16 protein-coding genes are annotated in these 13,553 nt (G+C 62.9%); 4 read left to right on the top strand and 12 right to left on the bottom strand.

Translation table 11 applies throughout. The features are described from left to right. Positions 1 to 166 precede the first annotated feature (166 nt). Complete coding sequence (locus tag NKH80_RS11520; protein ID WP_352823311.1) at positions 167 to 958, bottom strand: ABC transporter ATP-binding protein; 792 nt, start codon at positions 956 to 958, stop codon at positions 167 to 169. Between the two features lie 146 nt (positions 959 to 1,104). Between NKH80_RS11520 and NKH80_RS11515 the strand changes: the two genes are divergently transcribed. Then, positions 1,105 to 1,509, top strand: a complete 405-nt coding sequence (locus NKH80_RS11515) for a cupin domain-containing protein (protein WP_254819033.1) — start codon at positions 1,105 to 1,107, stop codon at positions 1,507 to 1,509. A 35-nt stretch (positions 1,510 to 1,544) separates the two neighbouring features. Here NKH80_RS11515 and NKH80_RS11510 read toward each other — a convergent pair whose 3' ends face one another. The 6 genes from NKH80_RS11510 to aptA form a co-directional block, all read right to left on the bottom strand. Continuing rightward, the gene (locus NKH80_RS11510; RefSeq protein WP_352823314.1) at positions 1,545 to 1,898 is read right to left on the bottom strand and encodes a hypothetical protein; all 354 of its coding nucleotides are present in this window, start codon (positions 1,896 to 1,898) and stop codon (positions 1,545 to 1,547) included. Between the two features lie 17 nt (positions 1,899 to 1,915). Further along, entirely contained in the window at positions 1,916 to 3,367 is a 1,452-nt protein-coding gene (gene hydA / locus NKH80_RS11505; RefSeq protein ID WP_352823317.1) for a dihydropyrimidinase, read from the bottom strand. 89 nt (positions 3,368 to 3,456) lie between these two features. After that, positions 3,457 to 3,837: an endonuclease domain-containing protein gene (locus NKH80_RS11500; protein ID WP_352823320.1), complete on the bottom strand. Its 381-nt coding sequence runs from the start codon at positions 3,835 to 3,837 to the stop codon at positions 3,457 to 3,459. Between the two features lie 244 nt (positions 3,838 to 4,081). Next, a complete protein-coding gene (locus tag NKH80_RS11495) occupies positions 4,082 to 5,332 on the bottom strand; it encodes a Zn-dependent hydrolase (RefSeq protein ID WP_352823323.1) in 1,251 nt (416 codons plus the stop codon). Positions 5,333 to 5,335: 3 nt separating this feature from the next. Further along, positions 5,336 to 5,755: an endonuclease domain-containing protein gene (locus tag NKH80_RS11490; protein WP_352823325.1), complete on the bottom strand. Its 420-nt coding sequence runs from the start codon at positions 5,753 to 5,755 to the stop codon at positions 5,336 to 5,338. Between the two features lie 139 nt (positions 5,756 to 5,894). Further along, positions 5,895 to 7,223 carry an omega-aminotransferase AptA gene (aptA, locus tag NKH80_RS11485; protein WP_254819041.1) on the bottom strand — a complete coding sequence of 443 codons (1,329 nt, stop codon included), beginning with the start codon at positions 7,221 to 7,223 and terminating at the stop codon, positions 5,895 to 5,897. Between the two features lie 243 nt (positions 7,224 to 7,466). Here aptA and NKH80_RS11480 point away from each other — a divergent pair, with 243 nt between their 5' ends. Beyond that, entirely contained in the window at positions 7,467 to 8,108 is a 642-nt protein-coding gene (locus NKH80_RS11480; protein ID WP_254819042.1) for a TetR family transcriptional regulator C-terminal domain-containing protein, read from the top strand. Positions 8,109 to 8,130: 22 nt separating this feature from the next. On the opposite strand, the gene NKH80_RS11475 is transcribed toward NKH80_RS11480, so the two are convergent. Continuing rightward, positions 8,131 to 9,003, bottom strand: a complete 873-nt coding sequence (locus NKH80_RS11475) for a helix-turn-helix transcriptional regulator (RefSeq protein WP_352687538.1) — start codon at positions 9,001 to 9,003, stop codon at positions 8,131 to 8,133. A 105-nt stretch (positions 9,004 to 9,108) separates the two neighbouring features. On the opposite strand from NKH80_RS11475, the gene NKH80_RS11470 reads away from it, so the two are divergent. After that, positions 9,109 to 9,960, top strand: coding sequence for an SDR family NAD(P)-dependent oxidoreductase (locus tag NKH80_RS11470; RefSeq protein WP_352505558.1), 852 nt, complete (start codon positions 9,109 to 9,111; stop codon positions 9,958 to 9,960). Further along, positions 9,957 to 10,679, top strand: coding sequence for an SDR family oxidoreductase (locus NKH80_RS11465; RefSeq protein ID WP_352505557.1), 723 nt, complete (start codon positions 9,957 to 9,959; stop codon positions 10,677 to 10,679). Before NKH80_RS11470 ends, NKH80_RS11465 begins: the two co-directional genes overlap by 4 nt. Before the next feature lie 30 nt (positions 10,680 to 10,709). On the opposite strand, the gene NKH80_RS11460 is transcribed toward NKH80_RS11465, so the two are convergent. The 4 genes from NKH80_RS11460 to preA form a co-directional block, all read right to left on the bottom strand. Beyond that, entirely contained in the window at positions 10,710 to 11,087 is a 378-nt protein-coding gene (locus NKH80_RS11460) for a DoxX family protein (RefSeq protein WP_352991741.1), read from the bottom strand. Positions 11,088 to 11,146: 59 nt separating this feature from the next. Beyond that, entirely contained in the window at positions 11,147 to 11,605 is a 459-nt protein-coding gene (locus NKH80_RS11455) for a carboxymuconolactone decarboxylase family protein (protein ID WP_352505556.1), read from the bottom strand. 13 nt (positions 11,606 to 11,618) lie between these two features. After that, positions 11,619 to 12,137 (bottom strand): RrF2 family transcriptional regulator, encoded by a 519-nt coding sequence (locus NKH80_RS11450; RefSeq protein ID WP_352505555.1) that lies wholly within the window; start codon positions 12,135 to 12,137, stop codon positions 11,619 to 11,621. 102 nt (positions 12,138 to 12,239) lie between these two features. Continuing rightward, positions 12,240 to 13,553, bottom strand: a complete 1,314-nt coding sequence (preA, locus tag NKH80_RS11445; protein WP_352687536.1) for an NAD-dependent dihydropyrimidine dehydrogenase subunit PreA — start codon at positions 13,551 to 13,553, stop codon at positions 12,240 to 12,242.

The following is a 13,553-nucleotide window of genomic DNA, read 5'->3' as shown; positions in this document are numbered from 1 at the left end:
GCTTATTCTCGACCGCTTGCGCGTTTCGGCCGACGTCACGGCATGGATCCTAGGCTCTGCGCACGCCGCTTCGCGGCGGCTCCGCCCTAGGATGACGAATGCACGGTTAGCGCCTCCCTCGCGAGGGCGATGCACCTCCGAAGGCGCAAGCCCGTTCCGCGCCGCCTCAATCATCATAGCTGTGCCCTGCTCTCAGCCCGTCGCGCACCCGTGCGGCGATCGCCAGGAACTCCGGTGTCTCGCGGATGTCGAGCGGCCGCTTCTTCGGTAGCGTGGAGTCTATGACGTCGCTGACGCGGCCGGGGCGCGGCGACATGACCACGATGCGCGTCGACAGATAGACCGCCTCGGGGATCGAATGGGTGACGAAGCAGATGGTCTTGTTGGTCCGTTCCCAAAGCTCCAGCAGCTGTTCGTTGAGATGGTCGCGCACGATCTCGTCCAGCGCACCGAACGGTTCGTCCATCAGCAGAAGGTCGGCATCGAAAGCGAGCGCCCGTGCGATCGAGGCGCGCTGCTGCATGCCGCCCGACAGCTGCCAGGGATATTTCTTCTCGAAGCCCGAGAGGTTGACGAGATCGAGCGTGCGCTTGATGCGCGCCGCCTGCTCGGCCCTGGACAGGCCCATGATCTCCAGCGGCAGCGCCACATTGCGCTCGATCGTGCGCCACGGATAAAGTGCGGCCGCCTGAAAGACATAGCCATAGGCGCGGCTCTGGCGCGCCTGCTCGGGCGTCATGCCGTTGACGGAGATGGCTCCCGATGTCGGCTTCTCCAGATCGGCGATCACGCGCAGCAAAGTTGTCTTGCCGCAGCCGGAGGGCCCGATGAAGGACACGAATTCGCCCTTGCCGATGGTCAGGTCGACATTAGACAGCGCCTGCACCGGACCATCGTTCGTCTGGAAGGTCAGGCCAAGCTTGCTTGCCGAAACAACGGCTGGCGATACTCCCGTCATCGGCCGTAGCCTGTCGCTTCCGGCCACTGCGGCGCCGGCCGGAATCCCATTGATTTTACCCCGATGTTGCTTTCCACTCGCCCAGTCCTACTCGCCCCAGTTCGACGCGCCCTTGTCCCATCAGATAGACGCCCGGAGTTGCCCCGATGTCGCCCAAACCGACGTGCCATCTTATCCGCCCTGAAAGCTCTTATGAAGGCAAACAGGGCCTGAGTTATTTCGCCGGCATCGCCGCCGAAACAGTCGGCTCGTCCGGCATCTGCATGCATCTGCTGACCATGCCGCCGGGTGCCCGCGCCAAGGCGCATTTGCACGAAAACCATGAAACCGCGATCTATGTGCTCTCCGGCGAAGTCCATACCTGGTATGGCGACCGGCTTGAACAGCATATCGTGGTCAAGGCCGGCGATCTTTTCTACATTCCGGCCGGCGTGCCGCATCTGCCGGCCAATCTGAGCGACAGCCCCGCCTCGGCGGTCATTGCCCGCACCGATCCCAACGAACAGGAAAGCGTCGTCCTGCTGCCGGCACTGGACGGGTTGGTCGCCTGAAGCCGGCATCGAGGCGGCGGCCGTCATCGGCACCGTCACGAACATGATTTCAGCGGCCCTATCTCATCAAGGCCGGGGATGGTCACGAAGAAACCGTCCTCTCGTTTGTTGACGACCTTGACGACATCCGTGGTCGTCCCCTCCTCGCCCTCGGCGAAACAGGTGGAGTTCAACAACTGGGTGCCAGGCATCGTCGTCAATCGCTGTGCGAACTCGCAGCCGCTGCCATAGGTTTCGACGCCGTCGGCGGTCAGCACGACATAATCGTCGCTGTCCTGATAACCGAGCCGTACGCCGGCGCAACCGACCTCATTGCCATAGGAACCGGCAAGGACGTCAGCCGCCGCCGGCCCGGCGGCAAGGATCACCGCGGCCAGTGAGATAATCACACCGTGGCTCGCCAAGCTCAAACGCCCGTCGCCGGGATGCCTGTACGTTCCACCTTGCGCGGCGCGGAAATCTCCTTCCAGGTCGACAGTGCCCGGTTGACCGCCGCGTTGGGCTCGCGAGCGACGAACTCGCCATGGCCGGGCTTTGCCTTGACTTCGTTTTCCTCGATCGACAGTTCGCCGCGCGAGAAGACGAAGCGCGGCAGGCCGGTCACCTCGAAACCTTCGAAGACGTTGTAGTCGATCACCGACTGCTGCTTCTTGGCCGTGATCTTCTTCTTGCGCTTCGGGTCCCAGACGAGGATGTCGGCGTCCGCGCCTTCGACGATGGCGCCCTTCTTCGGGTACATGTTGAGTATCTTGGCGATGTTGGTCGAGGTCACCGCGACGAACTCGTTCATCGTCAGCCGGCCGGTGTTGACGCCGGTCGTCCACAGCACCGGCAAACGATCCTCGAGCCCGCCGGTGCCATTCGGAATCTTGGTGAAGTCGCCGACGCCGTTGCGCTTCTGTTTGGTGGTGAAGGCACAATGGTCGGTCGCCACCACTTGCAGCGACCCGGCCTGCAGGCCGGCCCACAGCGAATCCTGGTGCCATTTGTTGCGGAAGGGCGGGCTCATGACACGGCGCGCCGCATGGTCCCAGTCCTTGTTGAAATACTCGCTCTCGTCCAGCGTGAGATGCTGGATCAGCGGCTCGCCGAACACCCGCATGCCTTTCTGCCGCGCGCGGCGGATGGCCTCGTGCGCCTGCTCGCAGGAGACATGCACGACATACAGCGGCACGCCAGCCATGTCGGCGATCATGATGGCGCGGTTGGTCGCCTCGCCTTCCACTTCCGGCGGGCGCGAATAGGCGTGCCCCTCCGGGCCGTTGTTGCCCGCCGCCAGCAGCTTCTGCGACAGGGCGGCCACCACGTCGCCATTCTCGGCATGGACCAGCGGCAGCGCGCCAAGATCGGCGCAGCGCTGGAACGACGAATAGAGCTCGTCGTCGTCGACCATCAGCGCGCCCTTGTAGGCCATGAAATGCTTGAACGAGGTAATGCCCCTGTCGACGACGGTGGCCATTTCGTCGAACACCTGCTTGCCCCACCAGGTGATCGCCATGTGGAAGGAATAATCGCAGGACGCCTTCGAGGTCTTGTTGTCCCACATCTGCAGGGCCTCGAGCAGCGATTGCTGCGGCGACGGCAGGCAGAAATCGACGACCATCGTCGTGCCGCCGGCAAGGGCCGCGCGGGTGCCGGATTCGAAGTCATCGGCCGAATAGGTGCCCATGAACGGCATTTCGAGATGGGTGTGCGGATCGATGCCGCCCGGCATCACATAGCAGCCGCTGGCGTCGAACTCATGGTCGCCGTGAAGATTGGAACCGATGGCGACGATCTTGCCGTGCTGCATCAGCACATCGGCCTTCCAGGTGCGGTCGGCTGTGACGATGGTGCCGTTTCGGATGACTTTGGTCATTTTCTTGTTCCCTTGTTCTCTCGCGCTTCTTGTGAGCGTCTTGTTGGTGTTACAGGTGGGGTCAGGACCAACGGGGCTGTAAATGGCCTCTACATGACTCCAACTTCCCGCAGTATCTCTTCGATACACCCGTCGAAAGATTCCGCCAGATCTCCGGTCGAAAACCGCAGCACACGATAGCCCTGCCGGCTAAACCATGCATCGCGTATCCGATCCTTGTCCATTTGCTCCGGCGTGAAGTGATGCTCTCCGTCTACTTCGATGACGAGGTTCTTCTCATGCAGAACGAAGTCCGCAATGTAAGGCCCGATTGGCGCCTGCTTCCTGGCATGCAGGCCGTAGAGATGACGGAACTCTTTCAATTCCGACCAGAGCTTGCGTTCGCCATCCGTCATGTTTCGGCGTAATGCCCTGGCACGTTTGATGGCGGCGGGGTCGATACCGGTCGGTGCCAAAACGAGTACCCCCACCCTCAATCTCTTCCCGCAAAGGCAGAGAAATCGCGTACGAATTTTTTGCGAAGAGGGACCCCCACCCTAACCCTCCCCACAAGGAGGAGGGAATGCTGCCGCGCAATCCGACTTACGACCTTGGCGTTGGAAACGTTGGTAATTTGCCGCAAATCGGCGCTGACAGGAGTTCCCTCCCCCTTGTGGGGAGGGTTAGGGTGGGGGTCCCTCTTCGCAAGAATCCGTCTGCTCCAGCCCAAACCTCTCACCCTACGATCTCCGCCGTGTCCACCACCGCATGGAACAGCACGTCGGCGCCGGCCGCTGCCCATTCCTTGGTGATTTCCTCGGCCTCGTTGTGGCTGAGACCGTCGACGCAAGGGCACATCACCATTGCGGTGGGCGCAACGCGGTTGATCCAGCAAGCGTCATGGCCGGCGCCCGAGACAATATTGCGATGCGTATATCCCAAGCGCTCCGCCGCATCCCGCACAGCCTTGACGCAGCCCGCGTCGAAGGTGACCGGGTCGAAATGGCCGACCTGCTCGATTTGATATTTGATGTCGAGCGCCTCGCAGATCGTGTCGATGCCTTCGCGGATGCGCCCGTCCATGGCGTCCAGCACCTCCTTTTCCGGCGAGCGGATGTCGATGGTGAAGACGGTGCGCCCGGCGATGATGTTGCGCGAGTTCGGATAGACCTCCATATGGCCGACCGCGCCGACGGCGTCGGGTTGGTAGTCCATGGCGATCTCGTGCACCAATTCGATCACCCGCGCCATGCCGAGCCCGGCATTGCGCCGCTTCGGCATCGGCGTCGAGCCGGTGTGCGCCTCCTTGCCGGTCAGCGTCACCTGTAGCCATTTCAACCCTTGCCCATGGGTGACGACACCGATGTCGATGCCCTCGTCCTCGAGGATCGGGCCCTGCTCGATATGCAATTCGAAGAAGGCGTGGATCTTGCGGTCACCGACTTTCTCGGTGCCCTTCCAGCCGATCCGTTCGAGTTCCTCGCCGAATTTCTTGCCGTCCTTGTCGACATGTGAATAGACGTCGGCCTGGTCGAGCACGCCGGCGAATACCCCCGACGCCATCATCGCCGGCGCAAAGCGCGCGCCTTCCTCGTTGGTCCAGTTGGTGACGACGATCGGGTGCTTGGTCTTGATGCCGAGATCGTTGAGCGAGCGCACGACCTCCAGGCCGCCGAGCACGCCGAGCACGCCGTCATACTTGCCGCCGGTCGGTTGGGTGTCGAGATGGCTTCCGACATAGACCGGCGGCAGGCTGGGGTCGGCGCCTTCCCGACGGGCAAACATCGTGCCCATCTCGTCGACGCCCATTTCGAGCCCCGCCTCATCGCACCAGCGCTTGAACAGGTGCCGCCCTTCGCCGTCCTCGTCGGTAACGGTCTGGCGATTATTGCCGCCGGCGATGCCGGGGCCGATCTTCGCCATCTCCATTATCGAATCCCACAAACGGTCTGAATTGATTCGCAGATTCTCGCCGGGGGCGGCCATATTCTAAAACCTCATCGGTTGCGGCACGCCAGCCTCCCCCTCCCCCTCGAGGGGAGGGTGGCCGCGAAGCGGTCGGGTGGGGTCGGCTGACATGCGCGCGACCTTCTCCTTGACCACCTGTGCGACATGCCAAGCGGTGTTTATGACATCGGGCTCATCGACGCGAAAGATATCGAACCCAAGCGATCGCAGATAGGCATCACGGACGGCGTCGTGCCGTTTGCCCTTCTCCTGTTCGTGCAAGTCGCCATCCACTTCCACCACCAGCTTTACAGCGAGGCAAGCGAAGTCGACGATATACGGTCCGATGGGGCACTGGCGCCGGAACTTGATGCCGGCCGATTTCAGCTCGCGCAGTTCATACCAAAGCAGGGATTCGCCCTTGGTCGCGTGAACTCGCAGCGCCCGTGCCTTTTGGCGCATTTCGAAGCTCACACGGGTACGGGGCATCAAAAACGACCTCGCAGCAAAAGATCAGGTCGGCGCACTGCCGCACCGACCCCACCCGGCCGCTTCGCGGCCACCCTCCCCTCAAGGGGGAGGGATATCCGCGCCCGGTTCTTCAATCCACCGCCCTCAGCACTTCGCGCACATGGTCGATCAATTCGTTGATCTGGCCTTTGGTGATGATCAGCGGCGGTGACAGCGCGATGATGTCGCCGGTGGTTCGGATCAATGCACCGCGCTCGAACGCCTTCACAAAAGCCGAGAAGGCGCGTTTCGTCGGCTGGCCGGCGATCGGCGCCAGTTCGATCGCACCGATCAGGCCGATATTGCGGATGTCGATGACATTCGGCTCGCCCTTCAGCGAATGCAGCGCGTCCTCCCAGTACGGCGCCAGTTCCTCGCCGCGCGTCAGCAGCCCCTCTTCCTTGTAGGTGTCGAGCGTGCCCAGCGCCGCGGCGCAGGCGATCGGATTGCCCGAATAGGTGTAGCCGTGGAAGAACTCGATCATGTGCTCGGGCCCGGTCATGAAGGCGTCGTGGATTTCCTTCTTCACGAACACCGCGCCCATCGGGATGACGCCGTTGGAGACGCCTTTGGCGGTGGTCATGATATCGGGCGTGACGCCGAAATAGTCGGCGGCAAACGGCGTGCCGAGACGGCCGAAGCCGGTGATGACCTCATCGAAAATCAGCAAGATGCCATGCTTGGTGCAGATCTCGCGAAGCTTCTGCAAATAGCCCTTCGGCGGCAGGATGACGCCGGTGGAACCGGCAACCGGCTCAACGATGACGGCGGCGATTGTCGAGGCGTCGTGCAGGGCAACGATACGCTCTAATTCGTTCGCCAGTTCGGCGCCATGTTCGGGCACGCCCTTGGTGAAGGAGTTCTTTTCCGGCAGATGGGTGTGTGGCATGTGATCGACGCCGCCGAGCAGCGTGCCGAACATCTTGCGGTTTGTAACGATGCCGCCAACCGAAATGCCGCCGAAATTGACGCCGTGATAGCCGCGTTCGCGGCCGATCAGGCGGGTGCGCGAGCCCTCGCCTTTTGCGCGGTGATAGGCGATGGCCATCTTCAGCGCGGTCTCGACCGATTCCGATCCGGAATTGGTGAAGAACACATGGTCCATGCCCTTCGGCGCGATATCGACCAGCCGATTTGCAAGCTCGAACACGATCGGGTGACCCATCTGGAACGCCGGCGCATAATCGAGCTCTGCCGCCTGGCTCTGGATCGCCTCGGTGATTTTCGGACGGCAGTGGCCGGCATTGACGCACCACAGGCCGGCGGTGCCGTCGAGAACCTTGCGCCCGTCGCTGGTCGTGTAATGCATGTCCTTGGCGGACACGAACATGCGCGGCGCCTGCTTGAACTGCCGGTTTGCCGTGAACGGCATCCAGAATGCGCTGAGATCGTTCGGCGTGACTTTCAGCCGGTTGGACATGACCAAGACTTCCCCTTGTAACCCGTTTCGGTGCGGCTAACGCCTGGTCTTTCCAACACTTGGTCTTTGCTGCGTTTTCGTGCTACGCAAATTTTTGACCGGTTGGACAAACGTTAGCACCGCCTTATCAGCGGTCAAGGGATTACTAGCGGAAATGCGGCTTTCGAAGTGCGCTCCACAGGGCGGAGAAAAACTGGTCCAGAGAATTGGTCCAGACACTCCTCGCGGCGAAGGTTTTTCGAGGTGACGGGGGCGGTCGAAAGCTCCGCTCCTCGCCGCACCCGCATCCAGCTGGAAAAGCGCGAGCTCATCCTAGAGGCAGCGCTCGAAGTCTTCTCCACCAACGGTTTTCGCGGCTCGACCATCGACCAGATCGCCGAAGCCGCCGGCATGTCGAAGCCGAACCTGCTCTATTATTTCCGCCGCAAGGAGGACATCCACGAGACGCTGATGCAGCGGCTTCTCGACACCTGGCTGGCACCGCTGCGCGAACTCGACGACATTGGCGATCCCTTGACCGAACTGCGCAGCTATATCAGGCGCAAGCTCGAAATGGCGCGCGATTTCCCGCGCGAGAGCCGGCTGTTCGCCAACGAGATCCTGCAGGGCGCGCCGCGCATCATGCCGATGCTGGAGGGCGAATTGAAGACATTGGTCGACGAGAAGGCCAACGTCATCAAGGGCTGGATGCGCGCCGGCAAGATTGCCCGCACCGACCCCTGGCACCTGATCTTCTCGATCTGGGCGACGACGCAGCACTATGCCGATTTCGACGTCCAGGTCCGCGCCGTGCTCGGCCCCGATCGCGGCGGTGACGGCCGCTTCGAGGATGCCGCAAGGTTTCTCGAGCAACTGTTCATTGACGGGCTGAAGCCGAAGGGCTGAGGCTTCAGCGAAGCGATGGGCATCACGCGCTGCGCCGCTCGGCCGGAAGCGTCTCCAGCAGTTGTTCGAGCTTGGCGATCGAGTTTTGCTCGGCGAGCGGCGTGTAGACGATCAGCTTCATGTCCGAGCCGTCGTCGATCGACAGGCTCATATGCTCGAACGCCATGGCGCCCGCTATCGGGTGCCGGACATGCTTCACACCCGATAGGTTGCGGGCCACGTCGCGTAGCGGCCACCAGGCGCGAAACTCCGGGCTCGAGCGCGTCATCAGCGCGATCAGCCGCTCGAAATCCGGATCGCCGACATATCTGGCGCTTTCTGCCCGGAATGACGCCAGCACGGCACGCGCCAGTTCCTCCCAGTCGACGAGCAGGCGCCGGTGCTGCGGGCTGGTGAAAACCATATGGACGATGTTGCGGGCATCGCCCTCCAGCAGACCATAGTCGCCGAACACGGCTGCCGCGGCAGAGTTCCAGGCCAGCACGTCCCAGCGCCGCCCAAGGACATAGGCCGGCTGCAGGACCAGGCTCTGCAGCATGTGCAGTAACGGGCTATCGACTTTTTCCGGCGCGTCGACGCGACGCTCCGGCTGCGGTCGGCCGGCAAGGATGAACAGATGCCGTTGCTCGGCCGTGTCCAGGCGCAGCGCCCGGCTGAGCGCCGTCAGCACCTCTGCCGATGGCCGAACGTCGCGGCCCTGCTCCAGCCAGGTGTACCAGGTCGTGCCGACGCCGGCGATCATCGCCACTTCCTCACGCCGCAGCCCGGGCGTGCGCCGGCGCAATCCGGTCGATATGCCGGTGGCCGAAGGCGTCAGCCTTTCGCGCCGCGAGCGCAGGAAGGCGCCAAGCTCGCGGCGGCGGCTGTCTTCGGCGGAATGCGTGGTGGAATCCATCGGCGCTATTATAGCAGTACCGATACCAGGATAAAGTTTGAACTGTTTGGCAAGTGGCTGGTGCCCCATCTTTCCGCTCAGAGCTACGAGATGGAGGCTCCGAACATGGAACTGAAAAACAAGACAATCCTCATCACAGGGTCTACCGACGGCGTCGGCCGCGTCGTCGCGCAAAGGCTCGGCGCCGGCGGTGCGCGCATCCTGGTGCATGGCCGCGACGCGACAAGGGGCAAGGCGATCGGGGCCGAAATCGAAGCCGCCGGCGGCAAGGCCGAGCTGCTGGTCGCCGATCTCTCCTCCCTGGCGGAAGTTCGCCGCCTCGCCGAGGCCGTGCGCGCAAGGACCAAGCGGCTCGATGTCCTCATCAACAATGCCGGCGTCGGCACCGCCGGCCCAAACGCGAAACGGCAGGTCAGCGCCGACGGCTACGAGTTGCGCTTTGCCGTCAACTATCTCGCCGGTTTCCTGCTCACCACGGAGCTGCTGCCGCTGCTCAAGTCCAGCGTGCCGGCGCGCATCGTCAACGTCGCCTCGGCCGGCCAGCAGGCGATCGACTTCGACGACGTCATGCTGACCCGCTCCTATGGCGGCGTCCGTGCCTACTGCCAGAGCAAGCTGGCGCAGATCATGTTCACCATCGATCTGGCGGAGCAGCTGAACGGCACCGGTGTCACGGTCAACAGCCTGCATCCGGCAAGCTACATGAACACTACGATGGTGCGGCAGGCGGGCATCACACCCTGGAGCTCCGTCGAAACCGGCGCCGAGGCCATCATCAACCTCGCCACATCGCCGGCGCTTGAGGGGCGAAGCGGCCTCTATTTCGACGGCCAAAGAAAATCCCGCGCCGATGCGCAAGCCTATGACGCTAAGGCGAGGCAGCAGTTGCGCGAATTGAGCCTCGGCCTTGTCGGGCTCGCACCCGCTTCCGCAACATCGAAGAAAGAAAATTCATGATCGAGAAAACGCAGCACGCCGTGATCGTCGGCGGCTCCTCCGGCATCGGCCTCGCCACCGCGACAAAGCTGCTCGGCCCGGGGATGAAGGTGACGATCACCGGGCGCAGCAGGGAAAAGCTCGACAACGCATGGCAAAGCCTTGGCGGCACAGTCGAAAAAGCTGCCTTCGACGCCGCGAAGCCGGACGAGGTTCGCCGGTTCTTCAGCGATCTCGGCCCTTTCGATCACCTGGTGCTGGCCGCCAGCGGCGGCAAGGGCCTCGGCGCGTTCGAAACGCTTGACCTGACCGACATCGGCGGCGGCGTCGACGAGAAAGTCCGGCCACAGCTCTCCTGCCTGCAGGCCGCCTTGCCGACGCTGAACAAGAGCGGCTCGGTGACTTTCATCTCGGCGGTGTCGGCGCAATTGTCGGCGCCGGGTGTCGCCGGCATCGCCGCCGTCAACGGCATGCTGCTGACCGTGGTGCCGATCCTGGCAATGGAGCTGAAGCCGTTACGCGTCAATGTCGTGGCGCCAGGTGTCATCGACACGCCCTGGTGGGACTTTTTACCCGATGAACAGCGCCATGCGGTGTTTGCCGATTATGCCGGCAGGACGCCGGTCGGCCGCATCGGCCGCGCCGAGGACGTCGCCGAGGCGATCGCGTTCCTGGTTTCGAACAGCTTCGTCACCGGCCAGATCCTGACCTGCGACGGCGGCTTGCGGTATGCGGCGTGAGCGGCTGCCTCCAAGAGGCATCAGTCGTTGTCAAAGCGACTGCGCGATCAGCGCCAGAAATCCTCCGGCCAGCGCGACGTTGCCGACAAAGCCATTGATGCGGGACGCGCGCTCCGGGCCCTGATGATGCCAGAAGTTATGGAACATCGGCGTGGCGACGATCAGGAACAGGATCAGGCATGCCGCCGCCGGAGCGGTCCAGATGCCCGCGATCACCAGTGCTCCGGCGATGATCTGCAGGACGATCCCCAGCCACAGCACCGGCCGTGCCTGCGGCACGCCGCGCGTCGTCATCAATTGGCTCACCAACGCCGCATTCTGGATGTTGCGCAGGCCGGCAAAGACAAAGGCGCCGCCAAGCAGCAGGCGGGCGGCGAATAGGATCTCACTATCAAAGTTTAAAAACATGCTGTCGGGGGTCCTTGGGCAGAAAAGAGGCGCGCGGCGCAAGGCCGCGCACCTTGTCCTCAGGCGGCCAAGACCGCTGGCATCGGATGGATTGCATGGAACGGAACGCAAAGCCGGTTCCAGGTGTTGATCATGCCGAGCGCCACCGAGAGCTTGACCAGCTCCTCTTCCGAGAAATATTCGAGCGTCCTTGCATAGAGTTCGTCCGACACACCGTTGTCGGCAATCCTGGTCAGCGCGTCGGTCCAGGCCAAGGCCGCGCGTTCGCGCTCTGAAAACAGCGGCGATTCCTTCCAGGCGGAGACGAGATAGAGCCGCTGCTCGCTTTCGCCGTCGCGGCGCGCTTCGCGGCTATGCATCTCGACGCAATACGAGCAGCCGTTGATCTGCGACGCCCTGAGCTTGATCAGATGCAACAGGCTTTTTTCGAGCCCGCATTCGTCGACTGCCTTGTTGAGCGCCGACACCGCCTTCATGATCTCCGGCGCCGCGCCGAAAAATTGCAGCCTCTGTTTCATCGTCTGTAGCCTTTCATGCTTGCTTGGTTGAACTTGATTTCTGCGGCCGCCGATGGCGCTCGACGAAGGCGCAGTTCGCGGCGACCGAACGGGGATCGGCATCGGCCGTGTATTCTGCAACGATGTCGGACAGCCGGGCGTCGGCGAGCGCGGCGCGATAGGCACGCTCGGCCTTCAGCATGGCTACGTTGATGCCGCAGGGTTTGACATAGACCGAGGCATCGAGCTTCGCTGGGCCGCGCTGGCGGATTTCGGCGCAGCGGAACGCCGGTTCACGCCCCTCGACGGCCAGCACGATATCGAGCAGCGTTATGCGCTCCGCCGGCCGCGCCAGCCGGTAGCCGCCGGACGGCCCCGGCACTGAATCCAGAATGCCGGACGCAGTCAGCGCGTTGAGATGCTTAAGCAGATAGCTCGGCGACAGCCCGAACGCTTCGGCCATGGCAGCACCTGGCAAGGTCGCGGCGCCATCAACGCCGGCAAGCATAGCGGCGCAATGAATAGCCGCCTCGACCCCTTCGCCCAGCTTCATTTCGCTCTCCTGTTCATGGATATAGATTATCGTGGATAACTTTTATCTGCAATAGGAAAGTTAAAAAGCGGCGCCCATGAACGCCGTTTTTTTTCCGCAATGCTACTCCGCCGCCACCTTGGCCATCGGATTGTTCGGATGCGTCGTCCAGTTGGCATAGATCGGCGACACCGGCCTGCCGGTGCGCTGGTCGATCACGCCGGCCGCCAGCGGCTCCATGGTGATGCAATTCTCGACCGGACAGACATTGACACAGAGATTGCAGCCGACGCATTCGGCCTCGATCACCTCGAAATGCCTGACGCCGTCGACCATGCTGGTGATCGCCTGGTGCGAGGTGTCCTCGCAGGCGATGTGGCAGCGGCCGCATTTGATGCAGGCGTCCTGGTCGATATGCGCCTTGGCGACGTAGTTGAGGTTGAGATACTGCCAGTCGATGACGTTGGGCGTGGCGCGGCCGACGATGTCGTCCAGCGAGGCATGGCCCTTCTCGTCCATCCAGTTTTCCAGGCCGGCGATCATCTCCTGCACGATCTTGAAGCCATAGGTCATCGCCGCCGTGCACACCTGCACATTGCCGGCGCCGAGCGCCATGAACTCGGCGGCGTCGCGCCAGGTGGTAATGCCGCCGATACCGGAGATCGGCAGGCCATGCGTTTCCGGATCGCGCGCGATCTCGGCCACCATGTTCATGGCGATCGGCTTCACCGCCGGGCCGCAATAGCCGCCATGCGAACCCTTGCCGTCGATCGTCGGCTCCGGTGCGAAACTATCGAGATTGACGCCGGTGATCGAATTGATGGTGTTGATCAGCGATACCGCGTCGGTGCCGCCGGCAAGGGCAGCGCGTGCCGGCTTGCGTATGTCGGTGATGTTGGGCGTCAGCTTGGTGATGACAGGCATGCGGGTGTTGGCCTTGCACCAGCGCACCACCATTTCGATGTACTCCGGCACCTGGCCGACTGCCGCACCCATGCCGCGTTCCGACATGCCGTGCGGGCAGCCGAAATTGAGTTCGATGCCGTCGGCGCCTGTCTCCTCGACTACCGGCAAGATCGCCTTCCAGGCATGCTCCTCGCAAGGCACCATCAGCGAGACGACGATCGCCCGGTCGGGCCAGTCCATCTTGACCTGCTTGATCTCGCGCAGATTGACCTGCAGGTCGCGGTCGGTGATCAGCTCGATGTTGTTGAGGCCGAGCAGACGACGGTCGGCGCCCCAGATCGCGCCGTAGCGCGGACCGTTGACGTTGACCACCGGCGGGCCCTCTTCGCCGAGCGTCTTCCATACCACGCCGCCCCAGCCCGCCTTGAAGGCGCGGATGACGTTATAGGCCTTGTCGGTCGGCGGCGCCGAAGCCAGCCAGAACGGGTTCGGCGACTTGATGCCGACGAAATTGTTGCGGATGTCTGCCAT

Origin of the sequence: Mesorhizobium sp. M0904 (genome assembly GCF_040319475.1) — a bacterium.
Lineage (GTDB): Bacteria > Pseudomonadota > Alphaproteobacteria > Rhizobiales > Rhizobiaceae > Mesorhizobium.
This window is presented reverse-complemented; position numbering and strand designations above follow the sequence as displayed.

Coding starts and splice junctions, on each gene's coding strand:
- NKH80_RS11520 (WP_352823311.1), bottom strand. CDS start 958: ATGACGGGAGTATCGCCAGCCGTTGTTTCGGCAAGCAAGCTTGGCCTG.
- NKH80_RS11515 (WP_254819033.1), top strand. CDS start 1,105: ATGTCGCCCAAACCGACGTGCCATCTTATCCGCCCTGAAAGCTCTTAT.
- hydA (WP_352823317.1), bottom strand. CDS start 3,367: ATGACCAAAGTCATCCGAAACGGCACCATCGTCACAGCCGACCGCACC.
- NKH80_RS11495 (WP_352823323.1), bottom strand. CDS start 5,332: ATGGCCGCCCCCGGCGAGAATCTGCGAATCAATTCAGACCGTTTGTGG.
- NKH80_RS11490 (WP_352823325.1), bottom strand. CDS start 5,755: ATGCGCCAAAAGGCACGGGCGCTGCGAGTTCACGCGACCAAGGGCGAA.
- aptA (WP_254819041.1), bottom strand. CDS start 7,223: ATGTCCAACCGGCTGAAAGTCACGCCGAACGATCTCAGCGCATTCTGG.
- NKH80_RS11475 (WP_352687538.1), bottom strand. CDS start 9,003: ATGGATTCCACCACGCATTCCGCCGAAGACAGCCGCCGCCGCGAGCTT.
- NKH80_RS11470 (WP_352505558.1), top strand. CDS start 9,109: ATGGAACTGAAAAACAAGACAATCCTCATCACAGGGTCTACCGACGGC.
- NKH80_RS11465 (WP_352505557.1), top strand. CDS start 9,957: ATGATCGAGAAAACGCAGCACGCCGTGATCGTCGGCGGCTCCTCCGGC.
- NKH80_RS11460 (WP_352991741.1), bottom strand. CDS start 11,087: ATGTTTTTAAACTTTGATAGTGAGATCCTATTCGCCGCCCGCCTGCTG.
- NKH80_RS11455 (WP_352505556.1), bottom strand. CDS start 11,605: ATGAAACAGAGGCTGCAATTTTTCGGCGCGGCGCCGGAGATCATGAAG.
- NKH80_RS11450 (WP_352505555.1), bottom strand. CDS start 12,137: ATGAAGCTGGGCGAAGGGGTCGAGGCGGCTATTCATTGCGCCGCTATG.
- preA (WP_352687536.1), bottom strand. CDS start 13,553: ATGGCAGACATCCGCAACAATTTCGTCGGCATCAAGTCGCCGAACCCG.